At 68.2% G+C, this 20679-nt stretch carries 17 protein-coding genes; 8 read left to right on the top strand and 9 right to left on the bottom strand.

From position 1 onward, the window contains the following. Positions 1–41 precede the first annotated feature (41 nt). From AC13CR_RS03005 to AC13CR_RS03015, 3 genes are all read right to left on the bottom strand, one after another. Positions 42–998 (bottom strand): TAXI family TRAP transporter solute-binding subunit, encoded by a 957-nt coding sequence (locus AC13CR_RS03005; RefSeq protein WP_292956035.1) that lies wholly within the window; start codon positions 996–998, stop codon positions 42–44. Positions 999–1145: 147 nt separating this feature from the next. Beyond that, entirely contained in the window at positions 1146–1508 is a 363-nt protein-coding gene (grxD, locus tag AC13CR_RS03010) for a Grx4 family monothiol glutaredoxin (protein WP_335662253.1), read from the bottom strand. Positions 1509–1559: 51 nt separating this feature from the next. Then, complete coding sequence (locus AC13CR_RS03015; RefSeq protein ID WP_292956041.1) at positions 1560–1802, bottom strand: BolA/IbaG family iron-sulfur metabolism protein; 243 nt, start codon at positions 1800–1802, stop codon at positions 1560–1562. Positions 1803–1995: 193 nt separating this feature from the next. Here AC13CR_RS03015 and AC13CR_RS03020 point away from each other — a divergent pair, with 193 nt between their 5' ends. The 3 genes from AC13CR_RS03020 to AC13CR_RS03030 all read left to right on the top strand — a co-directional run bounded on the left by AC13CR_RS03020 (position 1996) and on the right by AC13CR_RS03030 (position 5700). Then, complete coding sequence (locus AC13CR_RS03020; RefSeq protein ID WP_292956044.1) at positions 1996–2685, top strand: haloacid dehalogenase type II; 690 nt, start codon at positions 1996–1998, stop codon at positions 2683–2685. Positions 2686–2935: 250 nt separating this feature from the next. Further along, positions 2936–5086: an FAD-dependent oxidoreductase gene (locus AC13CR_RS03025; RefSeq protein ID WP_292956047.1), complete on the top strand. Its 2151-nt coding sequence runs from the start codon at positions 2936–2938 to the stop codon at positions 5084–5086. Beyond that, a complete protein-coding gene (locus AC13CR_RS03030; protein ID WP_292956050.1) occupies positions 5083–5700 on the top strand; it encodes a CDP-alcohol phosphatidyltransferase family protein in 618 nt (205 codons plus the stop codon). Before AC13CR_RS03025 ends, AC13CR_RS03030 begins: the two co-directional genes overlap by 4 nt. Before the next feature lie 49 nt (positions 5701–5749). On the opposite strand, the gene AC13CR_RS03035 is transcribed toward AC13CR_RS03030, so the two are convergent. After that, complete coding sequence (locus AC13CR_RS03035) at positions 5750–6427, bottom strand: DUF3047 domain-containing protein (protein ID WP_292956053.1); 678 nt, start codon at positions 6425–6427, stop codon at positions 5750–5752. A 199-nt stretch (positions 6428–6626) separates the two neighbouring features. Between AC13CR_RS03035 and AC13CR_RS03040 the strand changes: the two genes are divergently transcribed. Further along, the gene (locus AC13CR_RS03040; RefSeq protein WP_292956095.1) at positions 6627–7523 is read left to right on the top strand and encodes an endonuclease/exonuclease/phosphatase family protein; all 897 of its coding nucleotides are present in this window, start codon (positions 6627–6629) and stop codon (positions 7521–7523) included. On the opposite strand, the gene AC13CR_RS03045 is transcribed toward AC13CR_RS03040, so the two are convergent. Next, positions 7514–8602, bottom strand: coding sequence for an FAD-dependent oxidoreductase (locus AC13CR_RS03045; RefSeq protein WP_292956056.1), 1089 nt, complete (start codon positions 8600–8602; stop codon positions 7514–7516). The two genes, AC13CR_RS03040 and AC13CR_RS03045, sit on opposite strands and share 10 nt — an antisense overlap. A gap of 150 nt (positions 8603–8752) precedes the next feature. Here AC13CR_RS03045 and AC13CR_RS03050 point away from each other — a divergent pair, with 150 nt between their 5' ends. The 4 genes from AC13CR_RS03050 to AC13CR_RS03065 all read left to right on the top strand — a co-directional run bounded on the left by AC13CR_RS03050 (position 8753) and on the right by AC13CR_RS03065 (position 11643). Further along, complete coding sequence (locus tag AC13CR_RS03050; RefSeq protein WP_292956059.1) at positions 8753–9205, top strand: DUF302 domain-containing protein; 453 nt, start codon at positions 8753–8755, stop codon at positions 9203–9205. Positions 9206–9397: 192 nt separating this feature from the next. Beyond that, positions 9398–9631 (top strand): RNA chaperone Hfq, encoded by a 234-nt coding sequence (gene hfq / locus AC13CR_RS03055; RefSeq protein ID WP_292956062.1) that lies wholly within the window; start codon positions 9398–9400, stop codon positions 9629–9631. After that, positions 9632–10963 carry a GTPase HflX gene (hflX, locus tag AC13CR_RS03060; protein ID WP_292956065.1) on the top strand — a complete coding sequence of 444 codons (1332 nt, stop codon included), beginning with the start codon at positions 9632–9634 and terminating at the stop codon, positions 10961–10963. It begins immediately after the preceding gene. Positions 10964–11037: 74 nt separating this feature from the next. Beyond that, complete coding sequence (locus tag AC13CR_RS03065) at positions 11038–11643, top strand: class I SAM-dependent methyltransferase (RefSeq protein WP_446235554.1); 606 nt, start codon at positions 11038–11040, stop codon at positions 11641–11643. Positions 11644–11802: 159 nt separating this feature from the next. Here the strand turns inward: AC13CR_RS03065 and AC13CR_RS03070 are convergent, their stop codons facing one another. The 4 genes from AC13CR_RS03070 to AC13CR_RS03085 form a co-directional block, all read right to left on the bottom strand. Next, positions 11803–12612: a sulfite exporter TauE/SafE family protein gene (locus tag AC13CR_RS03070; protein ID WP_292956071.1), complete on the bottom strand. Its 810-nt coding sequence runs from the start codon at positions 12610–12612 to the stop codon at positions 11803–11805. Positions 12613–12661: 49 nt separating this feature from the next. Beyond that, complete coding sequence (gene dusA, locus AC13CR_RS03075) at positions 12662–13669, bottom strand: tRNA dihydrouridine(20/20a) synthase DusA (protein WP_446233079.1); 1008 nt, start codon at positions 13667–13669, stop codon at positions 12662–12664. A 201-nt stretch (positions 13670–13870) separates the two neighbouring features. Then, positions 13871–16969, bottom strand: coding sequence for a hypothetical protein (locus AC13CR_RS03080; protein ID WP_446236420.1), 3099 nt, complete (start codon positions 16967–16969; stop codon positions 13871–13873). 25 nt (positions 16970–16994) lie between these two features. Next, positions 16995–20678 (bottom strand): hypothetical protein, encoded by a 3684-nt coding sequence (locus tag AC13CR_RS03085; protein WP_482900395.1) that lies wholly within the window; start codon positions 20676–20678, stop codon positions 16995–16997. Position 20679 lies beyond the last annotated feature (1 nt).

The following is a 20679-nucleotide window of genomic DNA, read 5'->3' on the forward strand; positions in this document are numbered from 1 at the left end:
TTCAGGGACCGGGCCGGGACGATCCCGGCCCGGTCAGACCATCATTCGGCCTTCACGCCGACTTCGTCGTAGTATTTCTGCGCCCCGGGATGGACCGGAATCGGCATCCCCTTCAGCGCGTTCTGCACGTCGATGCTGGCGGTCGCAGCATGGGCGGCCTTCAACTCGTCCAGGTTTTCATACAACAGCTTGGTCATCTGATAGGCCAGATCGTCGCTGACATTGCTGCTGCTGACCAGGAAATTGATGACGGCGACGGTAGGCACGGCCTCGTTCTGGCCGTCATAGGTGTTGGCGGGGATGTTCTCGGCCACATAGGGCGCGCCCAGCTTTTCGGCAACATCGGCGGGCACCGAGACCACGGTGATCGGGATCGAGGTGGACAGATCCTTCAGCGAGGCCACGCCGAGCCCGGCAGATTGCAGCGTCGCGTCAAGCTGACGGTTCTTCATCAGATCGACCGATTCCGCAAAGGGCAGATATTCGACCTGGCCCAGATCGTCATAGCTCATCCCGGCGGCGGCCAGGATCGCGCGCGCATTCAGTTCGGTTCCCGATTTCGGCGCGCCCACCGACAGCGCCTTGCCCTTCAGATCCGCCAGCGTCTTGATGCCGGATTCCTTGCTGGCGACGATCTGGATGAAGTTCGGATACATGGCCGAAATTCCGCGCAGCTTGTCCAGCGGCTGCGGAAAACCGGCATCGGCGCTGCCCTCGGCCGCCAGCTTGACGGAGTCGCCAAGCGCCAGACCGATCTCGCCCTTGCCCTGCTGCAGCAGGTTCAGGTTCTCGACGCTGGCCTTGGTGGACTGGACCTGAACCTTGGCACCCTCGATGCCGTCGCTGTAAATCTTCGACAGCGCGCCACCGACCGGGTAATAGACGCCCGAGGTGCCGCCGGTCAGGATATTGATGAATTCCTGCGCCGAAGCCGTCAGCGGCGCGGCCGTCAGCGCCACGCCCGCCGCGAGGCAGGCGATCTTGTTGCGGATTGTCATGTTTCCCCTCCCTGGGACATTTTCTTGGTGGGCGCAGGTTAGGCAGCTTTCCGGACAAGGTCAAAAGGGAAAAGCTTCGGCCCATCGCAAAGGGCGCCGCGCGAGAAGATCGCGCGGCGCCCGGAAATATCATGCGCTTCAGGCCCTTCAGGCATTTGCCTCGCGAATTTTCGCGGCCGCGTCCTTGTCATAGCCGACGCCCTGCTTGTCGAAAAGCTGATCCAGTTCGCCCGACAACGTCATTTCGGTCACGATGTCGCAGCCGCCCACGAATTCGCCCTTCACATAAAGCTGCGGAATCGTCGGCCATTCCGAGAAATCCTTGACGCCCTGACGGATGCCGTCATCGGCCAGCACGTTCACGTCGCGGTAATCGACGCCCATGTAGTTCAGCACGCCGGCGACGCGGCTGGAAAACCCGCATTGCGGCATTTCCTTCGTGCCCTTCATGAACAGCACCACATCGCTGGTATCGATCAGGTCCTGGATCTTGTCCTTGACGTCGCTCATCTGATTTGTCCTTTCTGTCGCGCGGCCGAAGCCCCGGGTGGGGCAGGGGCGTCAATCGGGGGCCTTGGTTGTCAGCGCCAGGGCGTGCAGTTCGCCCGCATTGCCGTCCATCCTGCCCTTCAGCGCGGCATAGACGGCGCGCTGCTGCTGGACGCGGTTCTGACCCCGGAAGCTTTCGTCGATGACCTCGGCCGCGAAATGGTTGCCGTCGCCGGCCAGATCGGTGATCGTGATCCGCGCATCGGGGAAGGCGGCCCGGATGAGGGCTTCGATTTCGTGGGCTTCCATCGCCATGGCGCTGTCCTCTGTCGCTTGCTGCAAGATGTAGGGGATGCACGATAGCCCCGCAAGTGCGGCGGAGCTCGGCCCGGGCGGCGAGGCGGGCTTGACGATTGTGTTCGCCGGCATGGCCCGACCAAAAACGGTTTACGGCGGCACGGTTTTCGGTTCAGGCTGAAGCAACGCGACTGCGGCAATGGAAGCCCCGATGACGACACAACGCCCGATCCTTGTCTTCGACGTGAACGAGACGCTTCTGGACCTCGACCACCTGGGGCCGGTGTTCCAGGAGATTTTCGGCGATCGCGCCGTGATGCGCGATTGGTTCGCCCAACTGATCCTGTATTCGCAGACGCTGACCCTGATCGGCGCGCGCGAGAATTTCGCCGCGCTGGCGGTTTCGGTGCTGGAGATGATGGGAACCATCCGTGGCATCGCGATCACCGACCGCGACAGGGCTGCCCTGGCGCGCGCCCTGGGATCGCTGCCGGCGCATCCGGATGCGGCCGAGGCGCTGGATTACCTGCGCGACCTCGGGTTCCGCATGGTGACGCTGACGAATTCGCCGCCCTCGGATGGCCCCTCGGCGCTGGATCGCGCAGGCCTGGGCGGCTATTTCGAAAGATCCTTCAGCGTCGCGCCGACCGGACGTTTCAAGCCCGCGCCGCAGACCTACCGGCTTGTCGCCGACGCATTGGCCGTCACGCCGCGCGATCTGTGTCTGGTGGCGTGCCATGTCTGGGACACGATGGGCTTGCAGGCCATGGGCGGCAAGGGCGCGCTTGTCACCCACGGCGTGAATGCACCGCTGCCGGGCCGCTCCGTGCCGCAGCCCGATCTGGTCGCGGCCGATCTGTCCAGCCTGGCGCGAAGGATCGCCGAGGCCTGGCCGGGTTGATCATGGCAGGTTCTTGGTCGTGACCGGTTCCCCTTGTCGGGACTCGAGGTGCTGCAATCTGCCTCTGCTTCCGGTCGGAACGATCATTCCGAAGGCGGCGTGATCCGTGACGGCCGAAAGGCTGCCGGTCGCAGCCTTTGCTTGCCTTTACGCGCAGACAAGGCCCGCGACCGCCGCGCGGTTTCGCTGTTCCTGTAACGAAATCGGAAGACAGGACGAACTGCCCGCCACGGCCAACGAAGGAGCAGTCGTGAAAAAAACCGCCTTTCTCGTCATCCTTGCGGTCCTTGTCGGGGCGGCGTTGTGGCTGTTGCGCGATCAGGATCTTGGCGTCGATGCCCTGCGCGGCCATCTGGCCGGGTTCACCGAATTGCGGCAATCTCGTCCGCTGGCGCTGGCGGTGGCCTTTCTTGTGGCCTATGTCGCCGTGACCGCGCTGTCCCTGCCGCTGGCGGTCTGGATGACATTGGCCGCCGGGGCGCTGTTCGGCTTCTGGCAGGGGCTGCTGCTGGTCTCTTTCGCCTCGGCCATGGGGGCGACGCTGGCCTTTCTGGTGGCGCGCTATCTGGCGCGGGACTGGGTGCGGGCGCGGCTTGGCGCGCGGGCGGACAGGATCGACAAGGGCCTGGCGCGCGACGGCGCCTTCTACCTGTTCTCGCTGCGATTGATCCCGGTGGTTCCGTTCTTCGCGGTCAATCTGCTCATGGGGCTGACCCTGATCCCGATCTGGAGCTTTTACTGGATCAGCCAGCTGGGGATGCTGGCGGGCACGGCCGTCTACGTGAATGCGGGCACCCGGCTGGCCGGGCTTGAAAGCCTGTCAGGCATCGTTTCGGCGCCGGTCCTGTTCTCTTTCGCGGCGCTGGCCGTCTTTCCCTGGTCGGCGCGGGCGGTGCTGGGGCTGGTCCGGTGGCGCCGCGTCCATGCCGGCTGGCGTCGGCCGCGGCGGTTCGATCGCAACCTGATCGTGATCGGGGCCGGATCGGCCGGGCTGGTCTCGGCCTATATCGCGGCGGCGACCAAGGCGCGTGTGACCCTGATCGAGGCGGGCAGCATGGGGGGCGATTGCCTGAACTATGGCTGCGTGCCCTCCAAGGCGCTGATCCGCAGCGCGACACTGGCCCATCAGATGCGTCATGCAAGCCGCTGGGGACTGGCCGACACGCAACCGGACATCCCGTTCCGCGCGATCATGGAACGGATCCACGAGGTGATCGCCACGATCGCCCCTCATGACAGCGTCGAGCGCTATACCGGGCTTGGCGTCGAGGTGCTGAAGGGCCATGCCCGCCTGATCGACCCCTGGACCGTCGAGACAAGTGGCAAGAATGGCGAAACCCGGCGTCTGACCACGCGCGCCGTGATCATCGCCACCGGGGCGCGGCCTTTCCTGCCGCCGCTGCCCGGACTGGATATGGTCGAGCCGCTGACCTCGGACGATCTGTGGACCCGGCTGCGGGGGCAGGATCATGCGCCGCGCCGTCTGGTCGTCCTGGGCGGCGGCCCGATCGGCTGCGAGCTGGCACAGGCTTTCGCCCGCCTGGGATCGCAGGTGACGCAGATCGAGATGGCGCCCCGGCTGATGCTGCGCGAGGATCCCGAAGTGGCAGAGCTGGTATCATCCGCATTGCGGGCCGATGGCGTGACCGTGCTGACCGGACACAAATCCACAGGCTGCGGCAGAGACAATGGTGAGACATGGATCGAGGTCGAAAAGGATGGCGCGACCACCCGCATTCCCTTTGACCGGATCATCGTCGCGGTGGGGCGCAGCGCCCGGCTGGAAGGGTTCGGCCTGGACCGGCTTGGCATCGCGGCCGATCGCACGATCGAGACGAACGAATATCTGGAAACGCGGTTTCCCAACATCCTGGCGGCGGGCGACGTGGCGGGTCCGTTCCAGTTCACGCATACGGCCTCGCACCAGGCCTGGTTTGCCAGCATCAATGCCCTGTTCGGCGTGCTCAAGCGCTTCAAGGCCGATTACCGGGTGATTCCCTGGGCCACGTTTACCGACCCCGAAGTCGCCCGCGTCGGATTGTCCGAGGCCGAGGCACGGCAAAAGGGTATCGCGGTCGAGGTGACGCGCTTCGATCTGGCCGATCTGGACCGGGCCATCACCGATGGCGCGGCGCGGGGTTTCGTCAAGGTTCTGACGCCGCCGGGCAAGGATCGCATCCTGGGCGCGACCATCGTCGGCGACCATGCCGGCGATCTGATCGCGGAATTCGTGCTGGCGATGAAACACGGGCTGGGGCTGAACAGGATCCTCGGCACCATCCACATCTATCCGACCTGGGCCGAGGCCGGCAAATCCGTCGCCGGCGTCTGGCGCCGCGCCCATGTGGACGCGCGCGCGCTGGCGCTGGCAGAGCGGTTCCACCGCTGGAGGCGCGGATGATCGACGCCCAGCTTCTGCCGCTGCAACGCGCGGCGATGCGTCCGCTGGCACAGGCCCTGTCCGAGCGTGGCATCGGCGCCGACGCGATCAGCCTGGCCGGGTTTGCGGTGGGGCTGCTGGCCATTCCGGCCCTGGCTGCGGGATGGTTCGCCGCGGCGGCCGTGCTGATCGTCGTCAATCGCACGATGGACGGGCTGGACGGCGCGGTGGCGCGGATCGCGGGTCCGACCGATCGCGGGGCGTTCCTGGACATCGCGCTGGATTTCGTCTTTTACGCCCTGGTTCCGCTGGGCTTCGCGCTGAACGATCCGGCAGCGAACGCGCTGCCGGCCGCGGCACTGATTGCTGCCTTCGTGGGCACGGGTTCGTCGTTTCTGGCCTTTGCCGCCATTGCCGCCAAACGGGGCCGGGAAGCATCGGCCTTTCCGCAGAAGGGGATCTATTATCTGGGCGGGCTGACCGAAGGCTTCGAAACGATCGTCATCTTCCTGCTCATGTGCCTGCTGCCGGGCCGGTTTCCCATCCTGGCCTGCATCTTCGCGGCGGCCTGCGCCCTGACCACGGTGCTGCGCTGGCGCATGGGATGGAAGACTTTCGGTCGAGGAGAGCCCTGACGCGCGACGGTCTGCAGGGACGGGCGTGCCCAAGCGGCGCCCGGCCGATCTATCCCAAAGCCAGATTCGACAGGCTGGCGCGCAGCGCTGTGTCGGTATCGTCGCTGTCGGCCGAGACTGCCAGCCCCACCAGAACGCCCGGCGCGGTGCGGAAGGCGCTTGCATGATCGGCGGCCAGGTCCACACGCGCCTGGGCCCGACCCGTCCCCGGCCCGCGCAGCACCACCGTCACCCCGCGCCCGCGCATGTAGGGGCTGGGAATCAGGCTGCCCGGCGCCCGCTGGCCCCCCCAGACATAGATCAGCGCCCGCGCCGAACGGTTGGCCAGCAGCCGGCGGGGCGAGGTGTCGGGTGACAGCCGCGCCGCCGCCTGCGGATCCATGAAGACGAAATAGACAGACAGATTGCGGTCGTCGCCCCCCTTGCGCGACAGATCGGTCGGCGGAACGCTGGCCGAGACCGACCAGGACCAGCGGGCGGTCGTGGCGCCGCGCGCGGCGTCCGGCGCCGGCCGGTAGATCAGCGACGAGCTTGCATCCGCCTCGATCGTCAATGTCGTTCCGCCCAGCTTATAGCGCGTCGGCGTCCGGCCCGGAAAGGTCAGCGCCCGCCAGCGCGCATCGAAGGCCACCGGCACCATCCGCGGTGATTGCGCGGCGGCAGGCAGGGCGGCGGTCGTGGCCGATGCGGCCGCGGCGGTCGCGATCAGAAAGCTGCGTCTGTCCACGGTCTCTCCTGTCTTTCGCGGCCTTGCAGGCCAGGGGTAGTCCTGTCCCATTCGACGGGACGGGCCGAAATGTTACAAGCCTTGCTTCAGCGCGCGGCACTGGGCGTCGCAAGACAGCGTGAATTGACAGCGGCGCGATTCCCGTCACCTTGGCACGATGTCTTCGCGATGGATTATTCGGTGTCTCGCGGGTGCCGTGATGGCGATCCTGGTTCTGGGCGCCGGATTGCAAGCGTGGAATTCGCGCGGTGGCCCGGTTCCGCCGCCGCGTCCCGGCACGCTGCGTATCGCGACGATGAACATCCATTACATCGCCTTGGCGGCGAGTGACGACGATCGCTGGTCGGCAGCGGGCTGGCAGAGGCGGCGCGGCGCGGCCGCCGAGGTGCTGGGCCGCCTCGACGCCGACCTGATCGCGTTTCAGGAAATGGAAAGCTTTCGGCACGGCAGCGACGGCAGCGTCAATCTGGCGCGCGATGACCTGCTGGCCGCGATGCCGGATTTCGCCGCCGCGGCCAGCGGCGACTGGCGCAACTTTCCCTCGACCCAGCCGATCTTTTATCGCAAGGACCGCCTGCGGCCCGAGGAACAGGGGTGGTTCTTCTTTTCCGACACGCCCGAGGTGATCTATTCGCGCAGCTTCGACGGCTCATGGCCCGCTTTTGCATCCTGGGCGCGCTTTACGGACCTCGAGACCGGACAGAGCCTGCGCCTTGTCAACGTCCATTTCGATTTTCGCAGCGGCCAGAACCGGCTGCGCTCGGCGCGGCTGGTGGCCAGCCGGATCGCGCCTTGGCTGGCTGCGGGCGAACATGTGGTGGTGGCGGGGGATCTGAACGCGATGGCGGGCTCTGCCACAGCCGACATTCTTCGCGGCGCGGGCCTGTCGCTGACACCGGTGCGCGGATCCAGTTTCCATTTCGGCCGCGGCCTGAACCTGTTCGGCGCGATCGACCATGTGCTGTATGATTGCGACAGCGTGCTGACGGACCGACCGGTCGCCTTGCGCGACAATCCGGGCGGGCGCTGGCCCTCGGATCATTATCCGGTACTGGCGCAGATCAGGCTTGGTGACGGTACCTGCGATCAGCCCTGAAGCCTGTCCATGAAGCGGCGGTCGATCCGGTCCTTCCACCGCCACAGCCAGCGGCCATGCAAAGTCAGCCCGTACCATTCGGCCAGCGCGGTCCGTCCACCCAGCGAGATGATCTTGAGATAGTCGCGCTGCGGATCATAGTGCAGAAGCGGTCGTCCATGATACGCGGCCACCAGATTTCGCGCCAGGACCGGGGCCTGCCGCACCGCGAAGACGCCGGCCTTGGGGCGCGGGGCGTGGATCATCGCGGCGCAATCCCCGGCGGCGAACAGGGTTGGATGCCCCTCGACCTGAAGCGTCGGCAGGACCCGCACGAAACCCGCGCCATCCGCGGGAAGATCGCGCGCCAGCCAGTCCTGCGGCCGCGCGCCCGCGATACCGATGGTCACCTGGCCGGCGATCCTGCGCCCGTCGGCCAGCACCACGGCGTCGGCCTCGACCGAAGCGACCGTCGCCCCGGTCAAGACCTGCACGCGGGCCCGGTCCAGCGCCGACCGCAGCCGCGAACGCGTCCGCCGGCCCAGACTTGCCGCGATGTCGGGCCCGGCCTCGATCAGCGTGACGCCGCCGGTCAGCCGGCAGGCCAGGGCCAGCGCCATTTCGGCACCCGCAATGCCGCCGCCAATGATCGCCGCATTGCTGCCCGTCGGCATCAGCGACAGGCGGGCGGTAAAGCCCGCCAGCGGCTTTATCGGCACTGCGTGGCGGGCAAAGCCCGCAAGTCCGGGCATCGCGGTGTGACTGCCCAGATCCAGAGCCGCAAGCCCGTAGGCGATCTGTGCGCCATCCGCCAGCGCGATCTGCCGCGTCGTCGGATCAACACCGGCGACGCGCCCTTGCAGAAAGCGGATGCCGTTCCTGGCGGCAAAATCCGTCAGTGCGACACGCGGTTCGTCCGGGCCATAATGCCCGGCCACCAGTCCGGGGATCATTCCCGAATAGACCGCGTCGGGGGCCGCGTCGATCAGCAGAATCCGGGCATCGGGCAGGGCCTTGCGAAGAAGCGGTGCCGCCAGAAGATTCGCATGGCCGCCACCCAGCAGCAGGATTTCGGGATGATCGGATTCGGGAACGCTCATGTCGCTATCTGAGGCAAAACCGGCGCCGATTGCCAGCACTGACCGCGCAAGCCCTGATCGGCGCCCCTTCGCGAACCCGATCGCGGCTGGCAATCCGCGTCGCGACGGCGCAAGCTGGGCTTGCCGCCAGAACAGCAAAGGAACAATGCCATGCGTAAACTGATTGCCGCGATCTCGCTCTGCCTCGCCGCCGCGACGGGTGTCGCCAACGCGGATGAATGGGTGGTCAAGTCCAGTCCCGATGATGTCGCCACAACCGCCGATCGGCTTGAAGCGGCGGTCGCGGACAGCCCCGCCACGCTGCTGGCGCGGGTGGATCACCAGGCCGCCGCCGCCGAGGCCGGGCTTGAAATGAAACCCGCGACGGTGCTGATCTTCGGCAACCCGGCCCTTGGCACGTTGCTGATGCAGGCCAATCCGCGCGTGGCGCTGGATCTGCCCCTGCGCGTCCTGGTCTGGCAGGATGGTGAGGAAACGAAGATCGGCTATCTCGCGCCCGATGCGCTGGCCGCGCGCTATGACATCACCGGCGCCGATGAAACGCTGGGCAAGATTGCGAACGCTCTTGATCAGATGACGAACAAGGCCGCCGCCGCGGAATGATCCGCAACAGGCGCGCGTCCGTCCGAGATCGGGAAGGCCGGATCGGCGTCCAGGCCGGGGCGTCTTTCCGCCTTGGCCGCAAGCCCGATCCGCAGTTGATTTTTCATGTGGCCACTGTCGCTTGCATGGCCCGTCTTGACGGCTTAGATGTAACTTTCGATCGGGACAGTTCCAAAGACGGGTAAAAACAAGATGGCTGGCGACAAGCAGAACCTGCAGGACGCGTTTCTCAACCATGTCCGCAAGGCAAAGGTGCCGGTCACGATCTTCCTGATCAATGGCGTGAAATTGCAGGGTGTGATCACCTGGTTCGACAATTTCTGCGTGCTTCTGCGCCGGGACGGGCAATCGCAGCTGGTCTACAAGCACGCCATCAGCACGATCATGCCGGGTCAGCCGATCTCGCTTTACGAAAACGAGGATTGATTGGCCGAACCCACCTCGACCGAGGCCAGGCCGACCCGCGCCTATGTGATCCACCCGGATCTGGGCCATGCGCGCGTGCGGCGGCGCACGCCCGAGCATGCGCTGGCGGAAGCTGTGGCGCTGGCCCATGCCCTGCCGGGAATCGAGATCGTGGGCCAGGAAGTCGCGCGCCTGCGCAGTCCCGATGCGGGACGGCTGTTCGGAAAGGGCAAGCTGGCCGAGATAGGCGAAAGGCTGTCGGCGGAAGAGGCCGAACTGGTCCTGGTCGACGGTCCGGTGACGCCTGTCCAGCAGCGCAATCTGGAAAAGGCCTGGGACGTCAAGCTTCTGGACCGGACCGGCCTGATCCTGGAAATCTTCGCCGACCGGGCGCGGACCCGCGAGGGGGTGCTGCAGGTGGAACTGGCGGCCCTGTCCTATCAGCGGACCCGGCTGGTGCGCGCCTGGACGCATCTGGAACGTCAGCGCGGCGGCCTTGGCTTTGTCGGCGGCCCCGGCGAAACGCAGATCGAGGCTGACCGCCGCGCCATCGACGAACAGATGACCCGGCTGCGCCGCCAGCTGGAACGTGTGGTCAGGACCCGGACGCTGCACCGCGCGGCCCGGGCCCGGGTTCCCTATCCGATCGTCGCGCTTGTCGGCTATACCAATGCCGGGAAATCGACATTGTTCAATCGCCTCACCGGTGCGGATGTCATGGCCAAGGACATGCTGTTCGCGACGCTGGATCCGACGATGCGTGCGGTCCGTCTGCCTGATGCCGGCGCCGGCGCCCCAGGCCGCAAGATCATCCTGTCGGATACGGTCGGCTTCATCAGCGATCTTCCCACGGAATTGGTCGCGGCCTTCCGTGCCACGCTGGAAGAGGTGCTGGCGGCCGATCTGATTTTGCATGTGCGCGACATCAGCCACCCCGAGACCGAGGAACAGGCCGAAGATGTGGCCGAGATCCTTGGATCCTTGGGTGTCGACGAGGATGTGGACCTGATCGAGGTCTGGAACAAGATCGACGCCCTGTCCGCCGATACCCGCGCCGCCCTGCGCCGCACCGATGCGCGGACGCAGGGGGTGCAGGCGGTCAGCGCCCTGTCGGGCGAGGGGCTTGACGACCTGATCGCTGCGATCGACGCGCATCTGGCGCAGGCGCTGGACGAGCCGCGCGAAGCGGCGGTCGTGACGCTGGAATTCGCCGATGGCCGGCGCCGGGCCTGGCTGCACGAGGCCGGGGTGGTCGAACGCGAAGAGGCCGGCGAGGACGGGCTGGTCCTGCATCTGCGCTGGACGGCGCGCCAGAAGGCAGGGTTCGAGGCGCTGGATCAGCCGACCGATTGACTTTCCGGCCGGGCGGCCGGCGCCCTGTGTCCGGCCTCCCGGCGGTATCTTCACCAGGACAAGGAGGATCGCGGATGGACTGGAACGAACGTTTCAGCGGAGAGGAATTTCATTTCGGCGAGGCGCCGGCCGCCTTCGTGCGCGATCACTTGGGCGGCCTGGGCGCAGGCGCCCATGTGCTGACCATCGCCGAGGGCGAGGGCCGGAACGCCGTCTGGCTGGCGCGGCAGGGCTGTCGCGTGACCGCGATCGAGCCGACCGGGACCGGTCGTGAAAAGGCGATGGCGCTGGCCGCGCGGCATGGCGTGACAATGGAATGGCGGCAGGAAAGCCTGGAATCCTATGGCTGGCCGTCGAACGGTTTCGACGTCGTCCTGGGCTGTTTCTTCCAGTTCGCCGATCCACGCCTGCGGGCCGAAATCCTGGCCGGGATGGCGCGGACGACGATGCCCGGCGGCACCGTGTTCCTGCACGGCTTCAGCACGCGGCAATTGGGGAACGGCTCGGGCGGGCCGCGCAGCGAACCGAATCTGTGGACGCCGGACCGTCTGTTGCCGGCCTTCCCCGGTTGGCAGGTGGTCAGGGCCGAGGATTATGACGCCGTGCTGGACGAGGGGCCGGGCCATTCGGGACCGGCGGCCCTGGTCGATGTGATCGTCCGCAAGCCTGGCCGGCCTTGAACGCAAGGGTCGTCTGGCGAGCTGTCCTGCCGACAACTCCCGCCACCGCGACCGGACAGGGCCGGCCCGCCACCATCTGCATCCCGTCGCCGCGATTGGAACCAGGCCGATGGTTGGGGCTGGCCTGGCCTGGGGCCTTCGCAGGGCGGCTGCCGGGATTCAGCCTGTCAGGGCCTTGCGCATCATGTTGATGGCGACGAGGAACAGAAAGATCGCGAAGATCCGCTTCAGCCGGGCAGGGTCCGTGCGATGGGCCAGCGCGGCGCCGAAAGGCGCCGTGATCAGCGTCATGGCGATGGTGATGAAAAGCGCGGGCAGATTGACCGAACCCAGGGTCCAGGGCGGCGCATCCGAGGCCGGAACGATCAGGAACGCCGCGACCGAGGGCACCGCGATCAGCACGCCGAACCCGGCCGAGGTCGCGACCGCGCGATGCATCGACCGTCCGTGCAGCGTCATCAGCGGCACGCCCATGCTGCCGCCACCGATCCCGACCAGGACCGAAACGAAGCCGATCACCGGACCGATCAGCGCGCGCCGGATGCCGGTGGGCATCTCGGTTCCCAGCCGCCAATGCGGCCGCGAGATGGCCATGAAACTGGCGATCAGCACGACCAGCACCGCGAAGATGACCTGCAGCGTGCGGGTTCGCAGCGCGCCGACCGTCAGCACCCCCAGAAGCGCCCCGATGGCGATCCAGACCGCCCAGTCCCGCAGGATCGACCAATCCACCGCCGCGCGCCGGTGATGGGCCATGACCGACCGCATCGACGTGACGATGATCGTTGCCAGCGAGGTCGCCAGACAGATCTGCATCAGGTCCGGCCCGGAATAGCCCGCCCGCGTGAAGGCAAAAAGGAAGGCCGGAACGAGGATGATCCCGCCGCCGACGCCCAGCAGTCCGGCAAGAATTCCCGCTGCGGCGCCCGTGGCGGTCAGGGTCAGGGCGGGGATCAGCAGCGCGCTCATGCGGCTGTGGTTATCGCCGGCGCGCGACGGGCGCCAGAGCGAAATCGGCTCACGCAGCCATCCGCGTCACCTGCGCCAGTGCCGCGTCATAGACCTCGATCCCGCCTTTCGATGCGCCTTCTGACAGCGTCCGCTTCCATCCTCGCGCGCCCGGCTGGCCATGAAACAGACCCAGCATGTGGCGCGAGATCTGATGCAGCCGCCCGCCCGTGCCCAGATGCTGCGCGATCAGCGGGCGCATGGCATGGGCGACCTGTCGCGGCGTCGCGAAGGGCGGCATCTGGTCCCACAGCAGATCGGCCCCGCCCAGAATGTCCCATGGCTGGTGATAGGCCGCACGTCCGATCATCGCGCCATCCATGACGCGCAGGTGATCGCGCGCCTGATCCAGCGAGACGACGCCGCCGTTGACCGACAGGTGCAGATGGGGAAATTCGGCCTTCATCGCATGGACCAGCGGATAATCCAGCGGCGGCACCTCGCGGTTCTCGCGCGGCGACAGACCTTGCAGCCATGCCTTGCGGGCGTGGATGGCGATGCGGGTGACGCCCGCCTCGGCCATCCTGGCCAGAAAGGCGGGCAGCACCTCGGCCGGGTTCTGGTCGTCCACGCCGATGCGGCATTTCACCGTCACCTCGACCGGACTGACGGCGATCATCTCGGCCACGCAATCGGCCACGAGATCGGGCTGTTTCATCAGGACCGCGCCGAAACAGCCCGATTGCACGCGGTCGCTGGGGCAGCCGACATTGAGATTGATCTCGGCATAGCCCCAACCGGCGGCGATTCGCGTCGCCTGTCGCAATTCCGCCGGATCCGAGCCGCCGATCTGCAAGGCCAGCGGATGTTCGCCCGCCTCGTGGTCCAGCAGCCGCTCAGGATCGCCATGAATGATGGCCGGGGCCGTGACCATTTCGGTATAAAGCAGCACCCGGCGCGACATGATCCGGTGAAAACGGCGGCAGGCGCTGTCGGTCCAGTCCATCATCGGCGCGACCGACAGGCGTGCGGCGTCGCGGATGGTCTGCTGGCTGTCCGGGTCGGGGCGCGGGGTCATCACTTGCCTTCGGGTATGGTTGCGCTGCATGTAGCAACCGGCGGCGCGCTTAGCAAACCGTGCACGGCAACGCCGTTCCCGGAGGCGGCGGGCGACGGATCGTCGGGCCTGTGGCCTTGCAGGGACATGGATCAAATTCCTGCCCCGCCGACGAGCGGCGGGCACCACGCGGCACGGCCGGCACTGGATCCCGGCCGGCGTTCAGGCCTCGCTCAGGAATGCTGCCAGTCCAAGTCCGGCGGGTGCGCCGTTCGTGCCGTCGGGATCGGCCACGTCGTCATCCTGCGGCAGCACCGCATTGTCCTGCGGGCCGTGCCACAAGGGCTGGATCAGCCCCGCGCCGTTCTGTGCAAGCAGGTCGCGGATCAGCGAGAAGGCCGAGGCCGGTCGCGCCAGTCGCAGGAATTCCGCCACCGGCGAACCGTTGGCATCCATCCGCGCCACGCCCAGTCGCGCGGCCATGGCGGCCACGCGCTGGCCCTGCACCTTGACGCTGTAGCCGCGCGCGATGTCGCGGTCGAACGAGGCCACCGCGGCGCTGCCGTCGAAGGTCATGCCGCGGCGGCGGATATGGCTGGCGCCGGTCAGCGACCAGATGTCGTCCACGATGACGATGGTGCTGCGGATCAGTGCGTCCCGGCCGGGAAAACCCTTCGGATGGAAGGCCGCCACCCGGCCCGGCGCGGCTGCGGACAGCGTGTCATAGGCCTCCTTGCGCTGCGCGAAGGCGCGCCGGGCGAAGGGAGCGGGAATCAGGTCTCCGTCACGCGGGGTGACGATGATCGCCTTCAGATTGGGCCGCGCCGACATGCGCTGCGCCAGAAGCGCGATCAGGTCGATTTCCTGGGGTGCGGGTGTGCCCTGGGGCCGCGCCGTGCGGGCAAGTCCGGGGGTTTCGATATAGACCAGTTCCTCGGCCTCCAGAATGGCGCGGGCCAGCGACCACAGCGCATCCCGCACCCCGTCGCGGGACAGGAAATATTCGCGCCGCACCTCGTTGATCAGGCGATTCTCGTTGGCCACGGTGATGCTGCCCGAAGGCGATGGAATGCCAAGCGCCCCGGCGATGTCGTCGAGAAGCTGGTCGAAGGTGATCGGCGCGCCGCTGTCCAGCGGGTTGCCCGCCGGCAGCAGCGACAGTTCCGGCGTCTCGGCGATGGCCGCCACGGTTTGCAGCAGCACCCCGGCCGAGGTTCCCGCCGCGGGCGGATTTGCGGGATCGGGGGCGGGCGGGTTCATGTTGTTGCCGCCCGACATGACGATCCAGCCCGGCGAGGTTCCCGCCGCGGCGCCGCCCGGCAGAGGCAGCATCGGCTGCACCCGCCTGACCGCATGGCGGGCCAGGTCATAGCCAAGAGCGCCCGTCACCCGGACGCCGGAGACATGCGTATCGGGTCCGGCCGGATTGCCGGGATTGCCCTCGCGCATCAGCGCGCAGCGCGTCTCGCGCGTCCAGCGGGCGCCCGACAGCACCCCGTCCCAGTCCAGCCCGGCCTGCAATTGCACATTACCGATCCCCGAGACGGTGATCCCCTCCAGCCGGCCCATCGTGGCGTGGCGCGGGCCCTCGCGCGGCTCGGTCTCGTTGCCCAGGGCGCGGACGATGTCGATGGGATTCGTCAGGCCGCCGGCCGGATTGGTGGTCCGGGTCATCCCGAAGATCGGAGCGGGGCAGACGGACTTGATCGCGGGCGGCAGCGCGGCCATGGGATCAGGCGTGCCAAAGGGGTCGGGCGGCAGCGCGGCCGGGCCTGCCGCGATATCCAGCCGGCGGTTGGCGAACAGCCGCCGGCTGCCCCGGCGCGGCGTCACCACCAGATCGAAGACCAGCACCGCCGGGCTGGGTCTGGGATCGCCCGGCGCAAGCGCCATCGGATTGCCGACCAGGATCCGTGTGGGCTGGCCCCCGGCGGCGATGGCCGTGCCGCCATCGCCGCGCAGGAAGGATGGCGCCTCGCCGATCGAATCGATCAGCTGAAAGCGTTGCGCATAGATGCGGACCGACGCCCCGTCGGGAACCAGATCGGCGGGCAGGCTGACGACGACATCCGTGCCTGCGGTCCAGGCGGCACTTGCCCCGGCCAGCGGGTTGGCATTGCCGGTGGCAAAGCCTGCCGCCGTGTCGGGCGCGGGAAAGGCTGGCCAGTGGCCGGGGCCTCCGACAGCCGGCGGCAGGCCGACCCCGTCCGCGATCAGCGGCGCCACGGCAAAGACCAGCGGACTGCCCGGCGCGCCGCCGGTGCGGGTGATGATGCGGCCGGATTCGGCCAGCAGGTCGGGACCGTCGGTCAGGTAATCCACCGTGATCGCGTCGCGCACCTGTGGTTGCAGATCGGCTGGCATCTTGCCGTCATCGGCGGGCACGCCGCTGACGGTTGCATTGCTGCGATTGCCGCGCAGGTGCCAGTCCAGATCGGTGGCGAAGGCGCGCAGGAATTGCCGGGGCAGCGTGACGCCGGCAGGCAGCGTCGGCAGCGCCAGCGGCCCCGCGCCCATCACCCCGCCCGTGGCCCAGCCCAGTCGCAGCCGCGCCGCGGCCGCCGTGCCGGTCCCGGTCAGCGTGTCGCCGGGGGCAGGCTCGATCAATCCGTTGCCGTCGGGCGTCCCGGCGGGATTGCCGCCGTTGCGCCCTTCGACGCCCGGCCCGCCGGGGATCGCGATATAGGGCTTGCCATGAAGATCGCAGATCTGAACCTGGATGCCCGAGGCAAGGCCCGCGATGCTGGCCACGCCACCCGCCCCGTTCCGCGCCGCCCCGTTCGAGGCATCCAGCGCCGGAAACGCCGTCATCAGGTCGTCGAACAGGGCAGCCACCGCGACCGGATCGACGATCAGCCCGCGATGGTCGTGAAAGCTGTAGGGCTCGGTTCGGGGCAGTGTATCGCCCGGTTCCCAGGTCTGGGGCGACCGGTCCGGGGCGGGCACCGCGCCGGTGAACACCATCGTCTCGGGGATGATGCGGTGATGCGGCTGGCCGGGCTGGCCATAGCGGCCCTGGGCCAGCGCCTCGAGCCGCTGGGCGGATTGCGGATGCAGCCGGAAGACCGCGACCGGCCCGATGATCGGTGCGCCGGACACATCGCGAAAGGCCGCGCCATTGTCGAGATATTCCAGAACCCCGAACCAGGGCGCCCGCGCCGAACCCGAGGGCGTCAGCCGCAGCCCTGCCGCGTCGAAGCCGGGATTGGCCGTACCCCAGGCAGCCGCCAGGCGCGGCGCGGTCAGGCCAAGCGCATCGAGCCCGCTATCCTGCAACGATTGTGCGGCCGCCGCCGGCGTCAATGTGAAGACGGTCACCATCGCTGCGGTCCTTTCCCGATCGTCATCATCCCCTGACCCTCTTGCTGTCGCTGGCCCCGTCCGGGCCGGTGATCGTGGCTGAAACCGCCCGCAGGGCCGATTTCGCCATGATCGAGATCCGCAGGCTGTCGCCCACCCGCTGGCGCGCGGCGGCGAAGGTTTCGTCCGGCGCCGTGACCGGGATCGAGGCAAGCGCCGCGTCATAGATCCATTTGCCGTCCGACAGCGTGAACTGTGTCCGTCCGCGGATGGTCAGGCCGCCGCCGGGCAGGGGAATTCCCCGGCCCGGCAGGCCTCCGGGCACGCCCCGACGCGGAAAGCGGGTCGGCGGGACGATCGTTGCCGGTGCCAGCTCGATCCGCAGGCGCCAGGGCTGGCCGTTGATCATGTCGTCGCGTGTATTCGCGAGGGTGAAGGTAAAGACCTTGCCGCGCCCGGCGATCGAGAAACTGTCGATCTCGGACATCTGTGGCGGCGGCAGAAGCACGCCGGGCCCGATCGCGGCGACGCGTTCGCTTGCCCGGCCCAGCGGGTCGATCAGGCGGATCGTCAGGCTGGCCGAATGGGTCACGTCGGCGCGCCGCAAAAGCAGCGAATATTGCCCCGGCGCGCTGCGCCACAGGCCGGAATCCGGCGCGGCGGGCGCGGCAGCGGCGATTTCGGCAAGGGCGATCCGCCGGCGGATGACCGGTGCGGGAAGGCCCTGTTCCAGCGCCTCGACCTCGAGGATATGGGCGCCCAGCGGCGTCTCGGCCACGGGCGCATCGGTTGCGAAGCTCGCCAGCACATCGCCCGGACCGCCGCCCGGCCAGCTCAGCGCAAGCGCCGAAAGCGGCGGCGGTCCGGCGGGCGGGATCACCACCGGCACCGCGGGCGAGGCCAGCGACCGGCCGCCCAGCACGCCCCTTTGCGGCAGGCCGTCGGCCAGGGCCACGGCGCGATACCAGACATGTTTCCACGATCCGCCCGGCGCGTCCGTCCCCGTCGCCACGTCGATCCAGCCATCGGCGGCGGGCGCGGGCGGCGTCGTGGACCAGCCCCCGCCCGAGGCCGAGATCTCGGCCACCGGCAATCCCATGCTGTCCAGCGCGCGGGCGGCGTCGGCGACGCGGGTGCGATACAGTTTCAGATGCCGTGGCCGCGCGCCCGCATCGGCCCGCGTCTCGACCCGGATGCGGGCGGCAAAGCCCGCGCCCTGTTCGATCCGGCGCACCTCGATCCGGGGCGGCGCGGGTTCGGCCACCTTGGGCGCGGCATAGACGATCATCGCGCTGGAGGTCATGGGCCAGGGCGCCTCGGTGCCGCCGGCGCTGACGGGCAGCACGATCCAGGCATGGATCGCCTGCGAGCCGCGCGGGATCGCGACGTCCAGACTGGTCGCGGTCAGAAGCGTGTCGTTGACACGGGTGAAGGCGTTGCGGTCGGGATCGGCATCGAAGGCGGCCTGCATCGCCACCAGCCGCTGGGACAGAGTGGCGTCGGGGGCGGCGCGCGGTTGCCCGGTCCGATCCAGCAGGGTGAATTCGTTCGAGGTATAGACGACGTAACCGGCGGCGCCGGGCAGGGCGGCCCAGGACAGCCGCGCGTGCCCCTGGCCCCCCGCATCGGGCAGGCTGGTCAGCGGAACGATCGGCATGATGTTGGTCAATCGTGCACGCGGATCCGAAGCATAGGCCAGTTTGGGCGGCGACCAGGCGCCGGTTCGCATGGGCGCCAGCCGTTCCTGCAATCGCGCCGACAGCGCCAGCCCGATATGGGGCGTGGCCGCGTAATCCAGCGAGAAGCCCGGCACGATCAGGCGATAGCGCCGGCTGCTGCCCTGCGCGGGGCCCGGCGCGACGGTGGCGTCGCCCTGCGAGTTCAGCGCCAGGATGCTGCCGCCCGCGACACTGGGCACGTCGCCTGCGAAGCTGATCGTCACAATCCTGGTCGCCCCGGCCAGATCGGTCTGGACCGCGCCGGGCATTCCGGCGGGCGGATCGTCGTGCCGCGTGGCCGAGGCGAAAAGCCGACCGCGGAACGCGACCGAGGCCGGGCGCCGCGCGCGCCAGTCCAGCACGATCTCGACCCGCAATTCGCCCGGGCAGACGGTGGCCGGCGGACCGGGATCGGTGGGGACCAGATTGGCATCGACGATCTGGACGGCATCCGGATCGGGCTGGCTGGAATCGAATGCGGTGACGACCCAGGGCGACCAGATACCGAAGATGTTCTGGGTGGCGATGCCATAGCGCGCGCTGACACTGCCCGGATCGTTGGGGATCGGATAGAAGCTGTCGCTGGCGCTTTGCCGCGTGGGTTCGGGATCCTGCGGATTGCGGGCATCGCCGATCGGCAGATGGCCGGGCGCGGTCGCCCGGCGTTCCATCAGCGGATGGGCGGGCTGTCCGGGCTGCGCCAGATCGGCCCGGCCGGCGGCAAAGCTGGCCACGCGCGACAGATTGTCCAGCGGCAGCCGTTCCCAGGACAGCCGCGTCGCCGCGCTCCAGGGTCCGTCTGGCGCGGCGGGCTGGTGGTGGCCCAGGAAATCCAGGGCCAGATCGGCGGGGGCGGGTGGCGGAAGGACCAGGCGCGGTCGCGGGATCAGGGCCGCGAATTCGACCTCGCGCCCGGCCCGCATCCCCTCGCCGCGCCACAGGCCGGTGACCATGAAATCCCAGTCGCTGACGCCCCTGTCATCAAAGAACGACATCGCGCCCAGCGTGATGCCGGGAATGTCCTCGTAAAGATAGCCGGTTCCGAACCCCAGCGTGACGGCCTGCAACGGATCGGTCGAAACCGTCATCTGCAGCAATGTCAGCGGCGCGATGATGGCGCGGCCGGGATCGCCGCTCATCTGCTGGCCCGAGGGATTTTCGGGCGGGTTGATCTGGAAATCGCGGGTGAACCCGGCCTGGTCGGCGGGGGGCAGCCGCATCGCCTCGTGCAGCATGGGCAAAAGCTGGGTGTCGGCATCCGCGATCAGATCCTTGGGCGACGGCAGCGTCCAGGCGGGCGCGATCTCGCCCGTGGGAAAGGTCTGGTGCCAGCCGAAGGGGTTGATGCCGCGCGCATATCGCTGGGCTGCGGCGTCAGGCGCCGGCACCTCGGCGCCCACGAGGCCCTGCTTGACGCCGTGGTTCTGGTCGGCGAGATCGGACCAGCCGCCTTCATCGACCGGCAGCCCGACCGTTTCGACCAGCTCCCATCCCCCGATCTTGTCGGCCGCCGATTGCGGCAGGCCCGCGAAACCCTGCACGCTGCCAGTGCCCAGGATCAGGACCGCGGTGACGTAGGCCGCCTGAAAGCGCATCACGGTCGCGCCGTTCGCGCCCAGATTATAGGGCAGGATCGCGAGGATGTTCTCGAACCCGATGCCGTCGGCGAAAAAGACCACATTGCCCGCCGCGCCCGAAGATCCGGCGCGCAGGTCCAGCGACAGCGACACCATCGGCTCGGGCATGACATGGATCTGTCCCAGCGGCGGCAGGGTCAGGCGTTCGGGTTCGATCGCGGTTTCCTCGACCTGGATGGCCTGGCGGCGCCAGACCTTGAACGGTTCGACCGGCATCCCGATACGCGGATTGACCTGCCAGCGCAGGAAGACCAGGCGCGGCGCGTCGCTGAGATCGGTGGGCGGGCGCGGAAAGCCCTTGAACAGAGCGCGCGTGGTGATCAGCGCGCCCTGCGCCTTGAATGCGGTCGGATCGAAGATGCGCGGCGGTGCCATG

It is taken from the genome of Paracoccus sp. L-17 (assembly GCF_056857655.1).